Here is an 18351-nt window from a genome sequence, read left to right on the forward strand (position 1 = left end):
TTATATCTGACAATAAAGAACAACAAAATAACCAAGCCTCACGCATGTTTTGATTTTATTGTTCGACAATTTCCTTTATGATAAGGCGAGAAAGGATAGTTGAATAAAATGAAATCATCACGAAAGAAAACATGGGTTTGGGTGGTCACACTAGGCTTGCTCATAGTCGGTCTTTTTTTATGGCTATACCCTTTTCCTTCCTCAAAAAAGGTTGATTTTTCTCCTTCAGCCAATCCACTTTTTTATGAAGGAGATCGTTCCGAACAGTTCAATGGAATGACAAAAAAGGATCGTTTATATGTGCCGGTTGATTACATTCAACATGTGGTTGACCCACACATCGTATACGATGAGCAAAGCCAGTCTTTAATTATAACAAGGGCACAAAATGTCTATCAAATCCCACAATCGGAAGCTTTTTATCGAAAAAACGATAGAAAAAGATACTCTCCCTTTCCCCCATTGATTAAAGAGGAGGGGCAGCAATGGCTGGCTGCTGATTTTTTGCAAGATATCTATGCACTCTCAGTTAAGACGTACCCAAACGGGGCCGTTCATATTTTACCGCATGGATTTGAAAAGAAAACTGCGGCTGTTAAAACCGATTTAAAAGAATATATGTACGATCTAAGAAGCCAGCCTACCGTAACGTCATCCTATTATACCAGTCTTCAAGCATTAGACAAGGTGCAAGTTTTGCAAGAAGACAGTGGCTTTTATCTTATTGTCATGAGTAAGGGGTACACAGGCTACATTCCTCAAGACGCTCTAACAATAAGAGGGGAAGTAACTGTGGAGACACGTATCCCACCTGAGGAAACGGTGAAAGTAACAGAGCTCACGCGCCCGATTCACCTAGCATGGGATGGTATCTATACTGCAGATGCAAATCCGGAAGAGGTAAAAAAATACTCCGGTGTAGATGTGCTGTCGCCCACATGGTTTACCCTTTCGAACCAAAATGGAGACATACATAGTTTAGCTGCCGATTCCTATGTTCAATCTGCCCATGCAAATGGCGACAAGGTTTGGGCGCTTTTCTCTAATGATTTTGATCCTGAGCTTACTTCGAAGGTTCTACCTTCATACAAAAAGAGGTCACACATGATCCAGCAGCTGCTGCAGTATGCAAAGCAATATAAGCTTGATGGGATCAATTTAGACTTTGAAAATGTATATGAAGAAGACGGAAAATGGTTTACTCAATTCGTAAGAGAACTGGCTCCTCTTGCTCATAAGCAGGGACTAGTCGTATCTGTTGATATAACCTTTATCTCAAGCAGCGGTCAATGGTCGGGGTTTTACGAGCGAGCGGAACTTTCTGAAGCAGCCGATTTTATTGCTGTGATGGCTTATGACGAGCATTGGGCAACGTCTTCGCAAGCAGGCAGTGTTGCTAGTCTCCCCTGGGTTGAAAGCAACTTGCAAGCCTTACTTAAGGAAGTTCCAAGTGAGCAGCTGCTTCTCGGCATTCCTTTATATACGCGGTTATGGGAAGAGAAGAATGGTAAAGTTAGTTCCACTTCAATGACTATGGACGAAGCTGAACAGTGGGTAAAGGACAATGGCTTAACACCTGAGCTTGATGAGTCGTCCGGCCAACATTTTATTCGGACAACCAAAGACGGAACGACCTACAAAATGTGGCTAGAGAATGAAACGTCATTGAAAAAACGCATCAAATTAATAAGGAAGTACGACCTGGCAGGTATTGCTACTTGGAGTGTATATTTTGCTAATGAAGACACATGGAACTTTATAGATGAACAATTAAAATTAAGTGAATGAATCAGAAGCTTTTTAGGAATGAGGCCTTTTGTCGAAGCTGCACAAAATGTTTCGAATTCTGAAAATGTGGGAACATATATTTGATATTTATTTATTAGGTAAGGGGGAAGGTCATGATTACGTTTAAGGATGTGACAAAAACATATCCTGATGGAACCACCGCCATCAAGTCCATTCAACTGGAGGTTCAAGAAGGTGAATTACTCGTTTTAATTGGCCCCAGTGGGTGTGGAAAAACCACAACGATGAAGATGATTAATCGCCTAATAGAACCTACGGAAGGAGCGGTTATGATACATAATCAAGATATTAGGGAGTATAACATTCATGAACTCCGTTGGAATATTGGTTATGTGTTACAAGAAATTGCACTCTTTCCGCATATGACGATAGAAGAAAACATTTCTATTGTACCGGAAATGAAAAAGTGGAAAAAACAAAAGCTCACAAATCGAATTGACGAATTGATGAATATGGTGGGGCTTGCGCCTGACACTTACAGAAAGCGACAGCCAAGCGAACTATCTGGAGGGGAGCAGCAAAGAATTGGCGTCCTTCGTGCCCTTGCAGCTGACCCGGACATTATTTTAATGGATGAGCCTTTTAGTGCACTTGATCCGATTAGCAGAGAACACCTGCAAAAAGATATTCGCAAGTTGCAGCAGGAAATAAAGAAAACGATTGTCTTTGTCACACACGACATTGATGAGGCGATGGCCATCGGTGATCGCGTCTGCTTAATGAAAGAAGGAGAAATTGTTCAGCTTGATAAACCACAGAACTTAATTTTACACCCCGCAAATTCCTTTGTTGAGGATTTTATCGGCGAAAGAAAGTCTCCCTGGCAAACAGCTATCGATGTCATTATGAGTCAAACCAAATCTCAAGTCTATCCTGAGGAAGATTATGAGGCAGGAATCGTTCCGAACAAGGGAACATATGCAATTAAGGGCAAGGAAGGTCAGTTAGTCTATGGTGTCCACAATGGAGATAAAGCAGATCTACCGCCCCTCGAGCATGGGATGACTTTAAGGGAGACAATGCAAGTTTTTGAAAATATAGATTATGAAGTGCTTCCTGTAGTAAATAACGGGGAATTGATTGGAACGTTATCGTATAAGGACATGGTGCTTCACCTCAAGAAACAAACAAAGGTGACTAATGGGGTGGTGCAAACATGAATACATTTATAGAAGTATATCAACAAAGACAAGATGTTTTTTATGAAAAAATATGGGAACACTTGCAAATTTCGATTATTGCATTAGTCGTTGCCACGTTAATTTCTGTTCCACTGGGCCTTTTATTGACGAGAAATAAACGGGTAGCTGAGCCGATTATCGGGGCGACGGCTGTTATGCAAACCATCCCAAGCCTAGCCGTGTTAGCTTTCCTTATTCCGTTCTTTGGCATTGGCAGAACCCCAGCTATCATTGCATTAACGGCTTATGGGCTTTTGCCTATCATTAGAAATACGTACACAGGTATTAAAGAAGTCAGTCCTGCTTTAAAGGAAGCGGCGACAGGGATGGGCATGAGTTCATTTAAACGATTATCAAAGGTTGAACTTCCGTTAGCTATGCCAGTTATTATGGCTGGTATTCGTACGTCAATGGTGTTAATCGTTGGAACAACAACAATTGCAGCATTGATCGGTGCGGGAGGATTAGGTGATTTAATCTTGCTCGGACTTGATCGTGGAGGCGATATAAACTTAATCCTTTTAGGTGCTATACCAGCAGCTCTATTAGCTATTATCCTAGATTTTATTCTTCGTCTATTTGAACGAACCTCCGCTAAATCGGGATTCCGATCCCTTGTCAGTTTACTCGTAATTGCAGCGCTTGTTGCGGTCGGCCCACTTGCCTTTGGGGAAAAGCGAAAAATGATCTCGTTATAGGTGGAAAAATCGGTTCAGAACCAGCCATATTAATTAATATGTATAAAATGCTAATTGAGGAAGAAACAGATTTAAATGTAGGATTACAACCTAACTTAGGTAAGACCGATCTTGTGTTCAGTGCCCTTCAAGAAGGGAGTATTGACATTTATCCTGAATTTACAGGGACAGCTCTTGTCTCCTTGTTAGATCAGCAAACTCAGAGCAATGACTCGCAGGAAGTTTATCAGCAAGCGAAGCAGGGCATGGCTGAAGAATATAACTTAGCTTTCCTTCAGCCAATGCAATTTAATAATACGTATGCTGTGGCTACGACTCAAGAGTTAGCTGAGCAATATGATTTAGAGACCATCGGCGACTTAAAACCTATAGAAGGGCAGATTGCTGCTGGTTTCACACTCGAATTCAAGGATAGGCAAGATGGTTACCAGGGAATGAAAGAAGTGTATAATCTTAATATAAGTGAAGTCATTACGATGGATCCCGGCTTAAGACAAGGGGCGATCTCAAGCGGTGAAGTAGAAGTCATTGACGCTTATGCGACGGCCGGGTATATGGTTGACCTAAATCTAAAAGTATTAGAAGATCCTAAGAATTTATTCCCGCCATATCAGGGTGCGCCTTTGATGAGACAGGAAACGCTTAATAAATATCCACAACTTGCGGATGTGCTCAATCAATTAGGTGGTAAAATAACCGGAGATCAAATGCGTCAAATGAACTATGAAGTAAGTTTTGAGGATCGCGATCCAGCGAAAGTAGCACGTGAATACCTTATAAGTGAAGGATTACTTGAGGAATAAGGAGGACCCACCGATGTTTACTAATCCAGACCAGGAGCAAATTAAGAAACTGTTGAGTGAATCAAAGACGATTGCTGTTGTCGGGCTGTCCGATAAACCACATCGAACATCCTATCAAGTAAGTGAAGCAATGCAGCGTGCCGGTTATAAAATAATCCCGGTGAATCCAACGATTACAGAGTCTCTCGGAGAAAAATCTTATCAACAATTGAGTGATGTGGATCAGCCGATCGATATTGTTAATGTGTTCAGGAGATCTGAGTACTTGCCTAAGATAGCCCAAGAGGCAGCTAGTATCGACTTTAAGGCATTCTGGGGGCAGCAAGGAGTCTTTCATGAAGAAGCCTACGCAGCATTAAAAAGTCATGACGGCCTCGTCATTATGGATACGTGTATCAAAGTGGCCCACTCGATTTTGGTTGGAAAATGAAATATTTTAGGTAAAATCCCTGCTGTGGCAGGGATTTTTTCTCGTGATCATTGATCATTGTATTTGCGGATTTAAATAAAACCGCTACAATATAACAAGTGATGTATCTATATGAACGTTTACACAAACGAACGTTTGTTCTATTATAGATGTAGATGGTGTCGTTTTTAGAAAGGAGCCGATGGAAAATTGTCAAAACAAAATCAAACGTACTCAGATGATTCCATACAAGTATTAGAGGGGCTGGAGGCCGTACGGAAGCGGCCAGGGATGTATATCGGGTCCACTGATCAGCGAGGTTTGCATCATTTAGTTTTTGAAATTGTAGACAATGCTGTTGATGAGGCATTGGCTGGTTTCGGAGAGCAAATGACGGTCACTCTTCATAAAGATGGAAGTGTATCTGTGAAGGATGAAGCCCGTGGAATGCCTACAGGAATGCACAAGACAGGGAAGCCTACACCTGAAGTTATTCTTACCGTACTTCATGCAGGCGGGAAGTTCGGTCAGGGTGGATATAAGTCTAGCGGGGGATTACATGGTGTTGGTGCATCAGTTGTCAACGCACTTTCCGAGTGGTTAGAAGTGCATATTTGCCGGGATGGGGAGAAGTTTTATCAACGATTTGAGCGTGGTGGAATTCCTGTGACTTCCCTGGAAAATAAGGGTGCCACACGAAAAACCGGGACTACGATCCGATTTAAGCCCGATGAAACGATTTTTTCAGTGAAAAAATTCAACTTTGAAACATTATCCGAACGACTACGGGAAGCCGCTTTTTTATTAAAAGGATTTCGAATAAATTTAGTAGATGAACGTGAGGACATAAAAGAATCTTATCAATATAATGACGGGATTGAATCTTTCGTAGCCTACTTGAATGAGGAGAAGGATACGCTTCATCCGATTGTCTCGTTTGAGGGTCAACATGCAACTATCGAAGTAGACTTTGCTTTTCAGTTCAATGATGGATTTGCAGAAAGCATTCTTTCTTTTGTTAACAATGTACGCACAAAAGATGGCGGCACACATGAGTCAGGATCTAAATCAGCTATCACTCGGGTGTTTAATGACTATGCAAGAAGAGCACAACTGTTAAAAGAAAAAGATAAAAATTTGGAAGGAAACGATATTCGGGAAGGATTCACTGCGATCATTTCCTTACGAATTCCTGAAGGGCTTCTTCAGTTTGAAGGACAAACAAAAAGTAAACTTGGTACGTCGGAAGCTCGCTCGGCCGTCGACGCTGTCGTTGCAGAACAACTTTCCTACTTCCTTGAGGAAAATCCAGACATCGCTTCCATGCTGATTAAAAAAGCGATTCGGGCAAAGGAAGCACGAGAAGCGGCTAGAAAAGCACGGGAAGATGCCAGGTCCGGGAAGAAAAAGAAACGTAAGGATGCCTTGTTAAGCGGAAAGCTGACGCCAGCACAATCTAAAAATGCCGAGAAGAATGAATTGTACCTTGTTGAGGGGGATTCGGCTGGCGGTTCGGCTAAGCAAGGCCGTGATCGTAAGTTTCAGGCCGTGCTCCCTTTACGTGGTAAGGTTATTAATACCGAAAAAGCAAAGATTGCTGATATCTTCAAAAACGAAGAGATATCAACGATTATTAACACCATTGGCGCAGGTGTCGGTGGAGATTTTACGTTAGAAGACTGCAATTATGATAAGATTGTCATCATGACTGATGCCGATACAGATGGAGCACATATTCAAGTGCTCTTGCTGACGTTCTTTTATCGGTACATGCGTCCACTAGTGGACGCAGGCAAAATATTCATTGCTCTTCCACCCCTTTTTAAAGTATCAAAAGGGAAGGGAAAGAAAGAGAGAACGGAATATGCCTGGGATGAAAGTGGCATGCAAAAGCTTCTGAAAGAGTTTAAAAATGGTTATACGATTCAAAGATATAAAGGTCTAGGTGAGATGAATGCCGATCAGCTATGGGAAACGACAATGAACCCGGAAACGAGAACACTCATTCGTGTAACGATTGATGATCTTGCTCGGGTGGAACGTCGGGTGACAACACTGATGGGGGATAAAGTGGAACCTCGCCGTAAATGGATTGAATCCCACGTTGCTTTTGGTCTTGAAGACGAAGCAAACATTTTAGAAAACGATAAAATTCAGACATAAAGGGGGATTTTCTGTTGGCTGAGGCAGAAAAGTTTTTAGATTTACCATTAGAGGAAGTACTGGGCGACCGATTTGGCCGTTATAGTAAATATATTATTCAGGAACGGGCACTTCCTGATGCCAGAGATGGCTTGAAGCCTGTTCAACGCCGGATTTTATACGCGATGCACCAGGAGAGAAATACACATGACAAAGCGTACCGGAAATCAGCTAAAACCGTTGGTACGGTGATCGGTAATTATCACCCACACGGCGATTCATCTGTGTATGAAGCGATGGTACGCCTAAGTCAAGATTGGAAAGTTCGTAAATCGCTGATTGAAATGCACGGGAACAACGGGAGTGTGGATGGAGATCCACCCGCTGCCATGCGTTATACGGAGGCGAGATTATCCAGTATTTCTTCAGAATTACTAAGAGATATTGAGAAGGAAACGGTTGAACATATTCCGAACTTTGACGATACCATTGAGGAACCAACCGTATTGCCAGCGAAGTTTCCGAATTTACTTGCAAATGGATCGACAGGAATTTCAGCAGGATATGCAACTGAAATCCCTCCACACAACCTCGGGGAAGTCATTGACGCTGTTATTATGAAAATTGATAAGCCAAGTTCTTCAGTCGAAGAGTTAATGACGAAGCTAAAAGGTCCTGATTTTCCAACGGGTGGAACGATTCAAGGGATTGAAGGTCTAAGGAAAGCCTACGAGACTGGTAAAGGTAAAATTGTCCTGCGCGGCCGAGCAGCTGTCCAGTCTGTACGTGGCGGACGTGAACAGATTGTGATTGATGAGATTCCATATGATGTGAATAAAGCTACATTAGTAAAACGAATGGATGAGCTTCGGATTGATCGTAAGGTGGAAGGAATATCGGAGGTACGGGATGAAACAGATCGTACAGGGATGAGAATTGTTGTTGAACTAAAAAAGGATGCCAACAGTGAAGGAGTTCTCAATTACCTTTACAAACATACTGATCTCCAAATTGCTTATAACTTTAACATGGTTGCGATCCATGATCGTACACCTAAGTTACTAAGCTTGCCGATGATGTTAGATGCTTATATTAAACACCAGCGGGAAGTAGTAACACGCCAATCCCTTTACGATTTAAATAAAGCGAACCGCCGTGCACATATTGTTGAAGGGCTCATTAAAGCGATTTCCATACTCGATGAAGTGATTGCTACAATTCGGAGTTCAAATGATAAGCAGGATGCCAAACAGCAGTTGATTGCAGCATACGACTTTACAGAAGAGCAGTCTGAAGCGATTGTGACTTTGCAGCTTTACAGGTTAACAAATACCGATATTACCGAACTGCAAAAGGAAGCGGACGAGCTAAAAGAAAAGATTAGCTATTTAGAAAAACTTCTTGCCAGTGAGCATGAATTATTTAAAGTCATTAAAGCAGATCTGCGAGCGATGAAGAAGCAGTACAACGATGATCGTATAACTCAAATCGAAGAAAAAGTGCAAGAGTTGAAGGTCGATTTGGAAGTAACCGTTGCGAGTGAAGATATTCTCGTTACTGTTACGAAGGATGGCTACATTAAGCGAACGAGCTTGCGTTCCTATGCCGCTTCAAACGGCAAGGATTTTGCTATGAAGGATGGAGACCATATCCTCAGGCTGTTTGAAATCAATACGACTGATAACTTGCTTCTGTTCACGAACCTCGGAAAATACTTGTTCATTCCCGTGCACAAGCTGCCAGATATCCGCTGGAAAGACCTCGGGCAGCACATCGCTAACCTCGTTTCGATTGAAAAAGAAGAGTTTATTGTCGAAGCGATTCCGGTTCGTGAATTTAAAGATGGAAACTACTTAATCTTCTTTACGAAAAACGGGATGGTTAAAAAGAGTGATTTACCGCTTTATCATGCACAGCGCCATTCTAAGCCATTAGTAGCGGTAAACCTAAAAGGTGAGGATGAGGTTGTTGATGTCCATGTGACTTCAGGCGATTCACACTTATTCATTGCATCAAATAAAGCCTATGGTCTCTGGTATCATGAGGAAGAGGTAAACGCCGTAGGCCAACGAGCAGCTGGAGTGAAAGCCATCCAGCTTAAAGACGGAGAACATGTGGTTTCCGGTCAAACGTTTGATGCATCAAAAGACCCCTCGATTTTGATCACGACCCATCGTGCAGCAGTAAAACGAATGCGATTAAAGGAGTTTGAACAGACTTCAAGAGCGAAACGTGGTGTCGTCATGCTAAGAGAGTTGAAAAGTAACCCTCATAGACTTATTGATTTGCATATGGTTTCAGCTCAGGATCAACTTGTGTTAAAAACAGTAAAAGAGGAATTAGCAACCGTAAACCCAATGGACTTCAAAGCAAATGATCGGTACAGTAACGGATCATATGTTATAGATATAGAACAAAGCGGGGAAGTAATTGAAGCTTGGGTACAGCCTGAGTATGAGATTCCTTTTGCGGAGGAAAACAGCGAATAGTAGGCTGACCCTTCTCCAGCCGTTAAAAAATGAAGCACATTTCTATATTTCGTCTCATGAGATAATGAAAAGGCTCCTGATTTTGGACAATATCCCAAGATCGGAAGCCTTTTTAAGTTGCTTCAGGGTATTAATGACCCACGAGCATCATTATTCTTTTTAATTTACATGGCTCAAAATACGCATATATGGCTCTATATCGTGCATATATTGTTAGAATGTCATCTTTTGAATCTACACCGGCTTGTTTAGTTTTCCCAGAAGGCAAGGCCCATTCGGCGGTGTTGGAACATCCTTTCATACATGAACAAGACGCCTCTGCTTTTCTATTGTTTTTTCTGAAAAATGTGATAAACTGAATGTATATTCATAAATGAGGGGTAGGTGTATGGCTAATTTAAGAGAAACGATCATTCAAACGTCTCTCATGTTATTTGAACAACATGGCTTCCATGGTGTAACCGTCAATCAAATTGTAAAATCTTCGAATACATCAAAGGGAGGATTTTATCACCATTTCACTTCTAAAGATGAGCTTCTTTTTGTCATCCACGATACCTTTATTACATACGTTCTTAAAGAAGCAAAAGTGGCCAATCACACTCATACTTCTCCTGTTGATAAAATACAATCGATCATTCGTGCTTTCGTAAAGGTGTTTGATTTGTATAAACCTCATATCTCCGTCTTTTATCAAGAGAACCTGTACTTGAAGCCGGAATACGAAGAACAGATTAAATACAAGCGTGATCAATTTAAACAGATGGTTTTACGTGTGATTGAAGAAGGTCAGCAATTAGGGAATTTTAGAAAAGAATTGCCTGCCATTATTACAAGTATGGCGATCTTAGGAATGGTGAATTGGATTTACAAATGGTACAAGGATAATGGACAGTACACGATTGATGAAATTGCCGATGTGTATGTTGATTTAATTCTTCATTCTTTACTCCCCTCGGAAAAGGAAGAAGAGTACCAACAGACGATGCTGAAAGTTCCTTTTTTTTACAGTTAATAGTAAACGCTTACACGATTATTTTTTTGGCTAAATACAGACCAACCAGTCGGTCTTTTTATTGAAGGAGGAGCTTCATGAATTTTGAATTAACGAAAGAACAGGAAATGACAAGAAAAATGGTGAGAGATTTTGCGGATGGTGTTATTCGTCCGCGCGCGGTTGATATTGATGTAAATGCAGAGTTTCCAAAAGATATTTTTGATGAAATGGGGAAACTTGGTTTGCTTGGAATTCCCTTTCCTGAAGAGTATGGAGGATCGGGTGGAGATACGGTTACGTATGCGTTAGCTGCGGAGGAAATCGCTAAGGTCTGCGGCTCAACGGGATTGAGTTATGCAGCTGCTGTTTCTCTTGGTGCTAGTCCCCTTTACTATTTCGGAACCGAAGAACAAAAGCAAAAGTATTTAACTCCGTTAGCAAAGGGGGAAACACTTGGTTCTTTTGGTTTAACAGAGCCTAATGCTGGATCTGATGCTGGTGGAACGCAAACACGCGCTGTTTTAGAAGGGGATCATTATGTCATCAATGGAGAAAAATGCTGGATCACAAATGCTGAGTATGCCGAAACGATTACTGTAACGGCTGTTTCAGGCCAAAGAGAAGATGGTAAAAACATTATCTCTGCTTTTATTATCCCTAAAGACACCCCTGGCATGAAGATTAGCAGTCCATATGAAAAAATGGGTGTCCGTGGCTCCAATACGTGTGAAATTATTTTAGAAGATGTAAAAGTTCCTAAAGAAAATATCCTCGGTGATGAAAAAGGCGGCTTCAAACAGTTCTTGCATACTCTTGATGGGGGAAGAATTTCGATTGCTGCTCTTGCGGTGGGTATTGCACAGGCATCGTTAGACAAAGCGCTTGCCTATGCAAAAGAGAGAAAACAGTTTGGAAAACCAATCTCGGATTTCCAGGCGATTCAATTTAAGCTCTCTGATATGGCAATGGAAGTAGAGCTTGCCCGCAACATGGTGTTAAAGGCTGCTTGGCTGAAAGATCAAAAGAAACCGTTTACAAAGGAATCGGCCTATGCCAAATTATTTGCCTCGGAAACAGCCTTCCGCTCCGCCAATCAGGCGATTCAAATTCATGGCGGCTATGGTTACATGCGTGAGTATGAAGTGGAAAGGTATTTAAGAGATGCGAAGTTACTGGAGATTGGTGAGGGTACATCGGAAATTCAACGATTGGTTATTGCTCGTCAGTTAGGCTGTTAATACATTTAAGGAGGTTCATACATGTCCCTTTTACAAATGACAGTAGGTGAATTATTAGAGAAACAGGCTGAAACATACCCAGACAACGAAGCGATGGTTTACCCAGAGTTAAAGATAAGAAAAACCTACCAAGAATTTAATGAAATGGCAGATCAAGCCGCTAAAGGAATGATGGCTTTAGGAGTCGAGAAGGGGGAACATCTGGCTATCTGGTCAGATAACAAGCCTGAATGGTTAGTATCGCAATTTGCCACAGGAAAAATGGGCGCGGTCCTGGTAACAGTCAATACAAATTACCGTGCCCAAGAACTTGAATATCTACTTAAACAATCAGATGCGACTACACTTGTCCTAGCTGAAGAGTTTAAGGGTACTTCCTATATTGATATTTTAAAAGAAATTTGCCCGGAGCTGGATTCCTCTGTTAAGGGTGATTTACAAAGTGACCGCTTGCCGCAATTGAAGAATATCATCGTATTGAGTGATAAAGAGTATCCAGGCTGCTTTTCATGGCAGGATCTCGTTGATATGGGGCGCTCAACGTCAACAGAAGAACTCGAAGTGAGAAAACGCTCGTTATCCTATCAAGACGTGATCAATATGCAATATACCTCTGGAACAACAGGTTTTCCTAAAGGGGTGATGCTCAGTCATAACAATATTGTTAATAACGGGAACCAAGTGGCTGATTCTATGAAACTAACATCAGAGGATCGTCTTTGTATTCCTGTCCCATTCTTCCACTGTTTCGGCTGTGTGTTAGGGACAATGGCCGCCGTGTCGAAGGCGTCAACCATGGTTGTTTTAGAACAATTTAATCCAGAAAAAGTGTTAAAAGCGGTAAGTGAAGAATCGTGTACAGGGCTGCATGGCGTGCCAACGATGTTTATTGCCGAGTTAAATGATCCTAGTTTTGAAAAATATAAGCCGACAACGTTGAGAACGGGGATCATGGCCGGATCCACTTGTCCGATGGAAGTAATGAAAGATGTAATTAATAAAATGGGGGCAAGTGAAATTACTATTGCTTATGGTCAAACTGAATCGTCCCCTGTTATTACTCAAACGAGAACAGATGATCCAATTGAACGAAAGGTTGGAACGGTCGGCCGTGTCCATCCAAATGTGGAAGTGAAAATAGTGGATCCCGCTACAGGAGAGGAACTCGAACCTGGTATCCCAGGGGAGTTGTGCACGCGCGGCTACTTAGTGATGAAAGGCTATTACAAGAATGAAGAGGCTACGGAGACGGCTATTGATCAAGACAGATGGCTGCACACGGGTGATATTGCCGTGATGGATAAGGAAGGATATTTAGAAATAACTGGCAGAATGAAAGATATGATCATCCGCGGCGGTGAAAATGTCTATCCACGTGAAATCGAGGAGTTTTTATACCAACATCCTGATGTGTTGGATGTTCAAGTCATCGGGGTGCCTGATAAGAAGTATGGGGAAGAAATCATGGCCTTTATCATTACAAAAGAAGGAGTCGAAGGTAGCGAAGAAGACGTCCGTGCCTTTTGTGAGCGGCAAATTTCGAAGCATAAGATTCCTAGATACATTCGGTTTACAGATGAATATCCGATGACCGCAAGCGGTAAAATTCAAAAATTCAAGCTGAGAGAAGATGCTGTTGATTTTATTAATGCTCATTCATAAATAGGAGGGATGGCTTTGTTTTCAAAAGTATTAATTGCTAATCGTGGCGAAATTGCCTCACGAATTATCCGTACATGTGCAAGATTAAATATTAAAACAGTGGCCGTTTATTCTGAGGCTGACCAACAAGCTCCCTATGTGGAGGAAGCGGATGAGAGTTATTTAATCGGGAAGCCGCGTGTAAACGAATCGTATTTAAATGTCGATAAGATTTTGCAAGTGGCCCAAAAATCAGGTGCGGAAGCAATTCACCCTGGTTATGGCCTGTTAAGTGAACATGCTGGTTTTGCAAAAAGAGTACGGGAGGCTGGGCTTGTCTTTATTGGTCCATCTTCAGAAGTCATTGCTAAAATGGGCGATAAGATCGCAGCCCGAAGTGAAATGCAAAAAGCAGGTGTTCCGATTGTTCCTGGTACAGAGGCAGCCGTTGCTGATACAGAGGAAGCTAAAGAAATCGCCAAGCAGATGGGGTATCCACTTATGCTTAAAGCCGCAGCAGGCGGTGGTGGAATTGGCATGCAAGCCGTAAAAAATGACGAGGAGCTTGAGAAAGCCTTTGAAGGCAACCAAAAACGAGCCGAGACCTTTTTCGGGGATGGAAAAATGTTCATGGAAAAACAAATCGTCGATCCGCGCCACATCGAAATCCAAGTGTTAGCCGACGAGTTCGGAAATGCCGTCCATTTATTTGAGCGGGAATGTTCGATTCAACGTAGGCATCAGAAAGTGGTTGAGGAGGCCCCTTCCCCATTTCTTTCAGATCAAACAAGACAGAGCATGGGGGACAGTGCCCTGAAAGCTGTGCAGACACTTGGGTATGCGAATGCCGGTACCATTGAGTTTTTAGTTGATGACCAAGAGAATTATTACTTTCTTGAAATGAACACACGTTTGCAAGTGGAGCATCCCGTTACGGAAGAAATTACTGGGCTCGATCTTGTTGAACAACAGCTGCGTGTGGCCGCTGGAGAGAAACTAGCTATTAGACAAGAAGACCTATCTATCCATGGTCACGCGATTGAGGTTCGCATCTATGCCGAAGACTCGAATACCTTCTTTCCATCTCCTGGCCAGTTATCAAATTTAGTACTGCCGCAAGGAGAGGGAATACGCCATGAGTTGGCTGTTCATGGCCAATCGCAGGTGACCCCTTTCTATGATCCTATGATAGCAAAGCTTATCGTTAAAGGAACATCAAGAGAAGAAGCGATTGAACGGTTGACAGCAGCGCTTCATCAATATGAAGTTCAAGGAATAAAGAGTAATGTCACAATGTTAAAACGCATCATTACACATGAAAAGTTCAAGCAGGGCGAAACGAAAACGTCATTTGTTGAAAACTACTACTTACCAACACTGACGAACCACTAAGGAGGATGAAACAATGAACGAAGTAAAAGCATCTATGGCAGGAAGCGTATGGAAGATTGTTTTGAAGGAAGGCGAGCAAGTAAAAAGCGGTGAAGATGTCGCTATTTTAGAATCGATGAAAATGGAGATCCCGATCCCTTCTGAGACAGATGGCACTGTTAAAGAGCTGAAGGTAGCTGAAGGCGATTTTGTGAATGAGGGCGACGTTATTGCGATTATTGAATAAATAGGAGCGGATAGAATGTTGAAGTGGCCGGACAAAGTCACAGTTAAAGAAGTGGGACCACGTGATGGCCTGCAAAACGAAAAAGTGAGCATCGCTACCGAGGATAAGATTGAATGGATTAATCAATTGTCTGAGGCAGGCTATGACTATATTGAAATCAGTTCGTTTGTTCATCCGAAATGGATCCCACAGCTTAAAGATGCAAGAGAGGTAGCAGAAGGGATCACTCGTAAAGAAGGGATTACCTATGCGGCCCTCGTGCCCAATATGAAAGGCCTTGAGGTGGCACTTGAAACAAATGTTGATGAAGTATCTGTCTTCATGTCTGCAAGTGAGTCTCATAATAAAAATAATATCAATAAGACCATTGAAGAAACATATCCTGTGCTTGAAGAAGTGGTTAAAGAGGCGAAAGCGAACAATAAACCCGTCCGTGGCTATGTATCAACAGTGTTCGGCTGTCCGTATGAAGGAGCCATTCCGCCAAGTCAAGTATTGGAAGTATCTAACCGCTTGTTTGACATGGGAATTGATGAGCTATCCCTGGGAGATACGATAGGCGTTGCTGATCCGAAACAAGTGGACGATACGCTTCATTACTTAAAAGATAAGCTTGATTTTTCAAAAGTGGCGATGCATTTTCATAATACAAAAGGGATGGCATTGGCAAACGTGCTCGTTTCATTGCAACACGATATTTCGTTGTTTGATGGTTCATTAGGGGGGCTTGGCGGCTGTCCATATGCCAAAGGTGCATCAGGGAATTTAGCTACAGATGATCTAGTTCATATGCTTGATTCCATGGGGATTCAGACAGGGATTCATCAAGAAAAACTACTAGAGGCAGCAGGCTACATTCAAGCGAAACTTGGTAAAAATTTGCCAAGCCATCACATGCAAGTGAATCATCGAACTTAGTTAAGGAGGGCGTTTTTTTGAGTTCATTAGTCAATCTTGAAGTCACCGAGGAACAAATCGGATATCTTACGTTAAATCGACCAGAAGCGGCAAATAGTCTATCGACTGCTTTATTAGATGAACTTGCCAATACGCTTGAAGAAGTAAAACAATCAAATGCCAATGTATTAATTGTAAGCGGAAGCGGTGAGAAAGCGTTCTGTGCCGGGGCTGATTTAAAGGAAAGGGCCGGGATGTCTGAGGAGGAGGTCGTTGGTACGGTTGAGAAAATTGGTGACACGATCCGGATGCTGGAACAAATTGAAATCCCGACGATCGCTATGATCAATGGTGCGGCGTACGGCGGAGGTCTTGAGCTTGCTCTTGCCTGCGACCTAAGGGTGATGAAATCAGACGCAAAGGTTGGATTAACTGAGACATCACTAGCTATTATTCCAGGCGCTGGCGGCACGCAGCGGTTAACACGGTTGATTGGATTAGGCAGAGCGAAGGAAATGATTTTTACTGCCAAGCCCATCGATGCTGCCAAGGCGTTGGCGGTTGGCTTAGTCGAAGGGGCTTATGCAAACGAAGAATTAATGGAACAAACACAGGCTCTTGCTGCCCAGATTGCGAAAAACGGCCCGCTAGCCTTAAAACAAGCTAAAAAAGCGATTCAATATGGTATTCAAACAGATATCACAACAGGACTTGAAATCGAACGGATGTGTTATCAACAAACAATTCCGACAAAAGATCGAATCGAGGGATTACAGGCCTTTAAAGAAAAACGCAAACCTAGTTATACAGGAAAATAAAAAGGAGGCGAGGAACGACAATGAATGAAACCTTAGAAGGTATCAAAGATAAAGTAGCATCAGGTGGTTCGGCAAAATATCATGAAAAGAACAGTGAAAAAGGAAAAATGTTTGTCCGTGAGCGTCTGGAGCAACTATTTGACGATGATTTAAATATTGAGGATGCATTTTTTGCAAACTGTATGGATGGTTCCCTGCCTGCGGATGGCGTTGTCACAGGTATTGGAAAAGTTAATGGAGAACAAGTTTGTGTAATGGCAAACGACTCGACTGTCAAAGCTGGTTCCTGGGGAGCGCGAACGGTCGAGAAAATCATTCGTATCCAGGAAACAGCGATGAAGCTTGAACTGCCGATGCTGTACCTCGTTGATTCAGCTGGGGCGAGGATCACAGATCAGGTTGACATGTTCCCTAACCGTAGAGGTGCGGGACGAATTTTCCATAACCAAATTAAATTGTCGGGCCGCGTCCCGCAAGTCTGTCTGTTATTTGGTCCTTCAGCAGCAGGAGGAGCCTACATACCGGCATTTTGTGACATTGTAGTCATGGTTGATGGAAATGCTTCGATGTATTTAGGGTCCCCTCGTATGGCTGAAAAAGTAATCGGTGAGAAAGTGAGTCTTGAAGAAATGGGCGGAGCGAATATGCATTGTTCTGTTTCCGGATGCGGGGATGTGCTTGCTAAGGATGAACCAGAAGCGATTGCTTATGCTCGAAACTATTTGTCTTATTTCCCTGCAAACTTCCGAAAGGCTTCGAAACGGAAAGAGCCACTGAAGCCTGCTTCAGTGGAAAAAACGATTTCAGAGATCATCCCTGAAAATCAAAATGCGCCTTTTGATATGTACGATCTGATTGAGCGCTTGATCGACGAAGGATCTTTTTGTGAGATTAAAAAGAAATTTGCTCCGGAAATCATCACAGGCCTCTCCCGGATTGACGGACGTACCATTGGCATTATTGCCAATCAACCACGTGCTAAAGGGGGCGTTTTGTTCCCAGATTCTGCTGATAAATCAGCTAAATTTATGCAGCTATGTGACGCTTTTAATATCCCGTTACTGTTCCTTGTGGATATTCCGGGTTTTATGATTGGTACGAAAGTCGAACGGGCGGGGATTATTCGCCACGGAGCGAAGATGCTGTCTGCTATGAGTGAAGCGACCGTTCCTAAGATTTCTGTGATTGTAAGGAAGGCGTATGGCGCGGGACTATATGCGATGGCTGGGCCAGCATTTGAACCAGATGCCTGTTTAGCACTTCCTTCAGCTCAAATCGCTGTCATGGGGCCAGAAGCAGCTGTTAATGCGGTTTATGCTAATAAGATCGCTCAGCTTGATGAAGCGGATAGACCGGCCTTTATAAAAGAGAAGCATGAGGAGTATAAAGAAAATATCGATATCTATCGATTAGCTTCAGAATTGGTTGTCGACGATATTGTGCAGCCAGACCGATTAAGAGATGAATTATCCTTACGTTTTGAAGCTTACGAAAGTAAAAACATAAGCTTCACAGAGCGTAAACATGGGGTTTATCCTGTATAAAAATGTTTCAGATGGGCCGAATCGATCGAATAAAAAATCCACTGCCGTTGAAATGGCAGTGGATTTT

Annotated in this window: 13 protein-coding genes and 1 pseudogene; all 14 read left to right on the forward strand. The window is 42.4% G+C overall.

The genetic code is table 11. The annotated features are described in order from the left end of the window. Positions 1–108: 108 nt before the first annotated feature. The 14 genes and pseudogenes from MUO14_RS00105 to MUO14_RS00170 all read left to right on the forward strand — a co-directional run bounded on the left by MUO14_RS00105 (position 109) and on the right by MUO14_RS00170 (position 18284). Entirely contained in the window at positions 109–1788 is a 1680-nt protein-coding gene (locus tag MUO14_RS00105; RefSeq protein WP_244753049.1) for a glycosyl hydrolase family 18 protein, read from the forward strand. Positions 1789–1901: 113 nt separating this feature from the next. Continuing rightward, on the forward strand, positions 1902–2969 hold the full coding sequence (locus tag MUO14_RS00110; RefSeq protein ID WP_244753050.1) for an ABC transporter ATP-binding protein: 1068 nt from the start codon (positions 1902–1904) through the stop codon (positions 2967–2969). Next, positions 2966–4491: pseudogene (locus MUO14_RS00115) on the forward strand (ABC transporter permease/substrate-binding protein). Before MUO14_RS00110 ends, MUO14_RS00115 begins: the two are co-directional and overlap by 4 nt. Before the next feature lie 13 nt (positions 4492–4504). Further along, positions 4505–4921, forward strand: a complete 417-nt coding sequence (locus MUO14_RS00120) for a CoA-binding protein (RefSeq protein ID WP_244753051.1) — start codon at positions 4505–4507, stop codon at positions 4919–4921. Between the two features lie 189 nt (positions 4922–5110). Beyond that, positions 5111–7063: a DNA topoisomerase IV subunit B gene (gene parE / locus MUO14_RS00125; protein ID WP_244753052.1), complete on the forward strand. Its 1953-nt coding sequence runs from the start codon at positions 5111–5113 to the stop codon at positions 7061–7063. 14 nt (positions 7064–7077) lie between these two features. Next, entirely contained in the window at positions 7078–9531 is a 2454-nt protein-coding gene (gene parC, locus MUO14_RS00130; RefSeq protein ID WP_244753053.1) for a DNA topoisomerase IV subunit A, read from the forward strand. 388 nt (positions 9532–9919) lie between these two features. Then, positions 9920–10546, forward strand: coding sequence for a TetR/AcrR family transcriptional regulator (locus MUO14_RS00135; RefSeq protein WP_244753054.1), 627 nt, complete (start codon positions 9920–9922; stop codon positions 10544–10546). A gap of 77 nt (positions 10547–10623) precedes the next feature. After that, the gene (locus MUO14_RS00140) at positions 10624–11766 is read left to right on the forward strand and encodes an acyl-CoA dehydrogenase (RefSeq protein WP_244753055.1); all 1143 of its coding nucleotides are present in this window, start codon (positions 10624–10626) and stop codon (positions 11764–11766) included. 21 nt (positions 11767–11787) lie between these two features. Then, positions 11788–13428 (forward strand): AMP-binding protein, encoded by a 1641-nt coding sequence (locus MUO14_RS00145; protein WP_244753056.1) that lies wholly within the window; start codon positions 11788–11790, stop codon positions 13426–13428. Positions 13429–13443: 15 nt separating this feature from the next. Further along, positions 13444–14799, forward strand: coding sequence for an acetyl-CoA carboxylase biotin carboxylase subunit (locus MUO14_RS00150; RefSeq protein WP_244753057.1), 1356 nt, complete (start codon positions 13444–13446; stop codon positions 14797–14799). A gap of 13 nt (positions 14800–14812) precedes the next feature. Then, the gene (locus MUO14_RS00155; protein WP_244753058.1) at positions 14813–15025 is read left to right on the forward strand and encodes an acetyl-CoA carboxylase biotin carboxyl carrier protein subunit; all 213 of its coding nucleotides are present in this window, start codon (positions 14813–14815) and stop codon (positions 15023–15025) included. Between the two features lie 15 nt (positions 15026–15040). Further along, positions 15041–15943, forward strand: coding sequence for a hydroxymethylglutaryl-CoA lyase (locus tag MUO14_RS00160; RefSeq protein WP_304654205.1), 903 nt, complete (start codon positions 15041–15043; stop codon positions 15941–15943). Positions 15944–15960: 17 nt separating this feature from the next. After that, the gene (locus MUO14_RS00165) at positions 15961–16740 is read left to right on the forward strand and encodes an enoyl-CoA hydratase-related protein (RefSeq protein ID WP_244753059.1); all 780 of its coding nucleotides are present in this window, start codon (positions 15961–15963) and stop codon (positions 16738–16740) included. A 20-nt stretch (positions 16741–16760) separates the two neighbouring features. Continuing rightward, positions 16761–18284, forward strand: coding sequence for an acyl-CoA carboxylase subunit beta (locus tag MUO14_RS00170; protein ID WP_244753060.1), 1524 nt, complete (start codon positions 16761–16763; stop codon positions 18282–18284). Positions 18285–18351: the final 67 nt, after the last annotated feature.

The organism is Halobacillus shinanisalinarum (assembly GCF_022919835.1).
GTDB classification, from domain to species: domain Bacteria; phylum Bacillota; class Bacilli; order Bacillales; family Halobacillaceae; genus Halobacillus_A; species Halobacillus_A shinanisalinarum.

What these genes read in the sequence shown, in the direction of transcription:
- MUO14_RS00105 (WP_244753049.1), top strand. Translation starts at nt 109, where the DNA reads ATGAAATCATCACGAAAGAAAACATGGGTTTGGGTGGTCACACTAGGC.
- MUO14_RS00110 (WP_244753050.1), top strand. Translation starts at nt 1,902, where the DNA reads ATGATTACGTTTAAGGATGTGACAAAAACATATCCTGATGGAACCACC.
- MUO14_RS00120 (WP_244753051.1), top strand. Translation starts at nt 4,505, where the DNA reads ATGTTTACTAATCCAGACCAGGAGCAAATTAAGAAACTGTTGAGTGAA.
- MUO14_RS00135 (WP_244753054.1), top strand. Translation starts at nt 9,920, where the DNA reads ATGGCTAATTTAAGAGAAACGATCATTCAAACGTCTCTCATGTTATTT.
- MUO14_RS00140 (WP_244753055.1), top strand. Translation starts at nt 10,624, where the DNA reads ATGAATTTTGAATTAACGAAAGAACAGGAAATGACAAGAAAAATGGTG.
- MUO14_RS00145 (WP_244753056.1), top strand. Translation starts at nt 11,788, where the DNA reads ATGTCCCTTTTACAAATGACAGTAGGTGAATTATTAGAGAAACAGGCT.
- MUO14_RS00155 (WP_244753058.1), top strand. Translation starts at nt 14,813, where the DNA reads ATGAACGAAGTAAAAGCATCTATGGCAGGAAGCGTATGGAAGATTGTT.
- MUO14_RS00160 (WP_304654205.1), top strand. Translation starts at nt 15,041, where the DNA reads ATGTTGAAGTGGCCGGACAAAGTCACAGTTAAAGAAGTGGGACCACGT.
- MUO14_RS00170 (WP_244753060.1), top strand. Translation starts at nt 16,761, where the DNA reads ATGAATGAAACCTTAGAAGGTATCAAAGATAAAGTAGCATCAGGTGGT.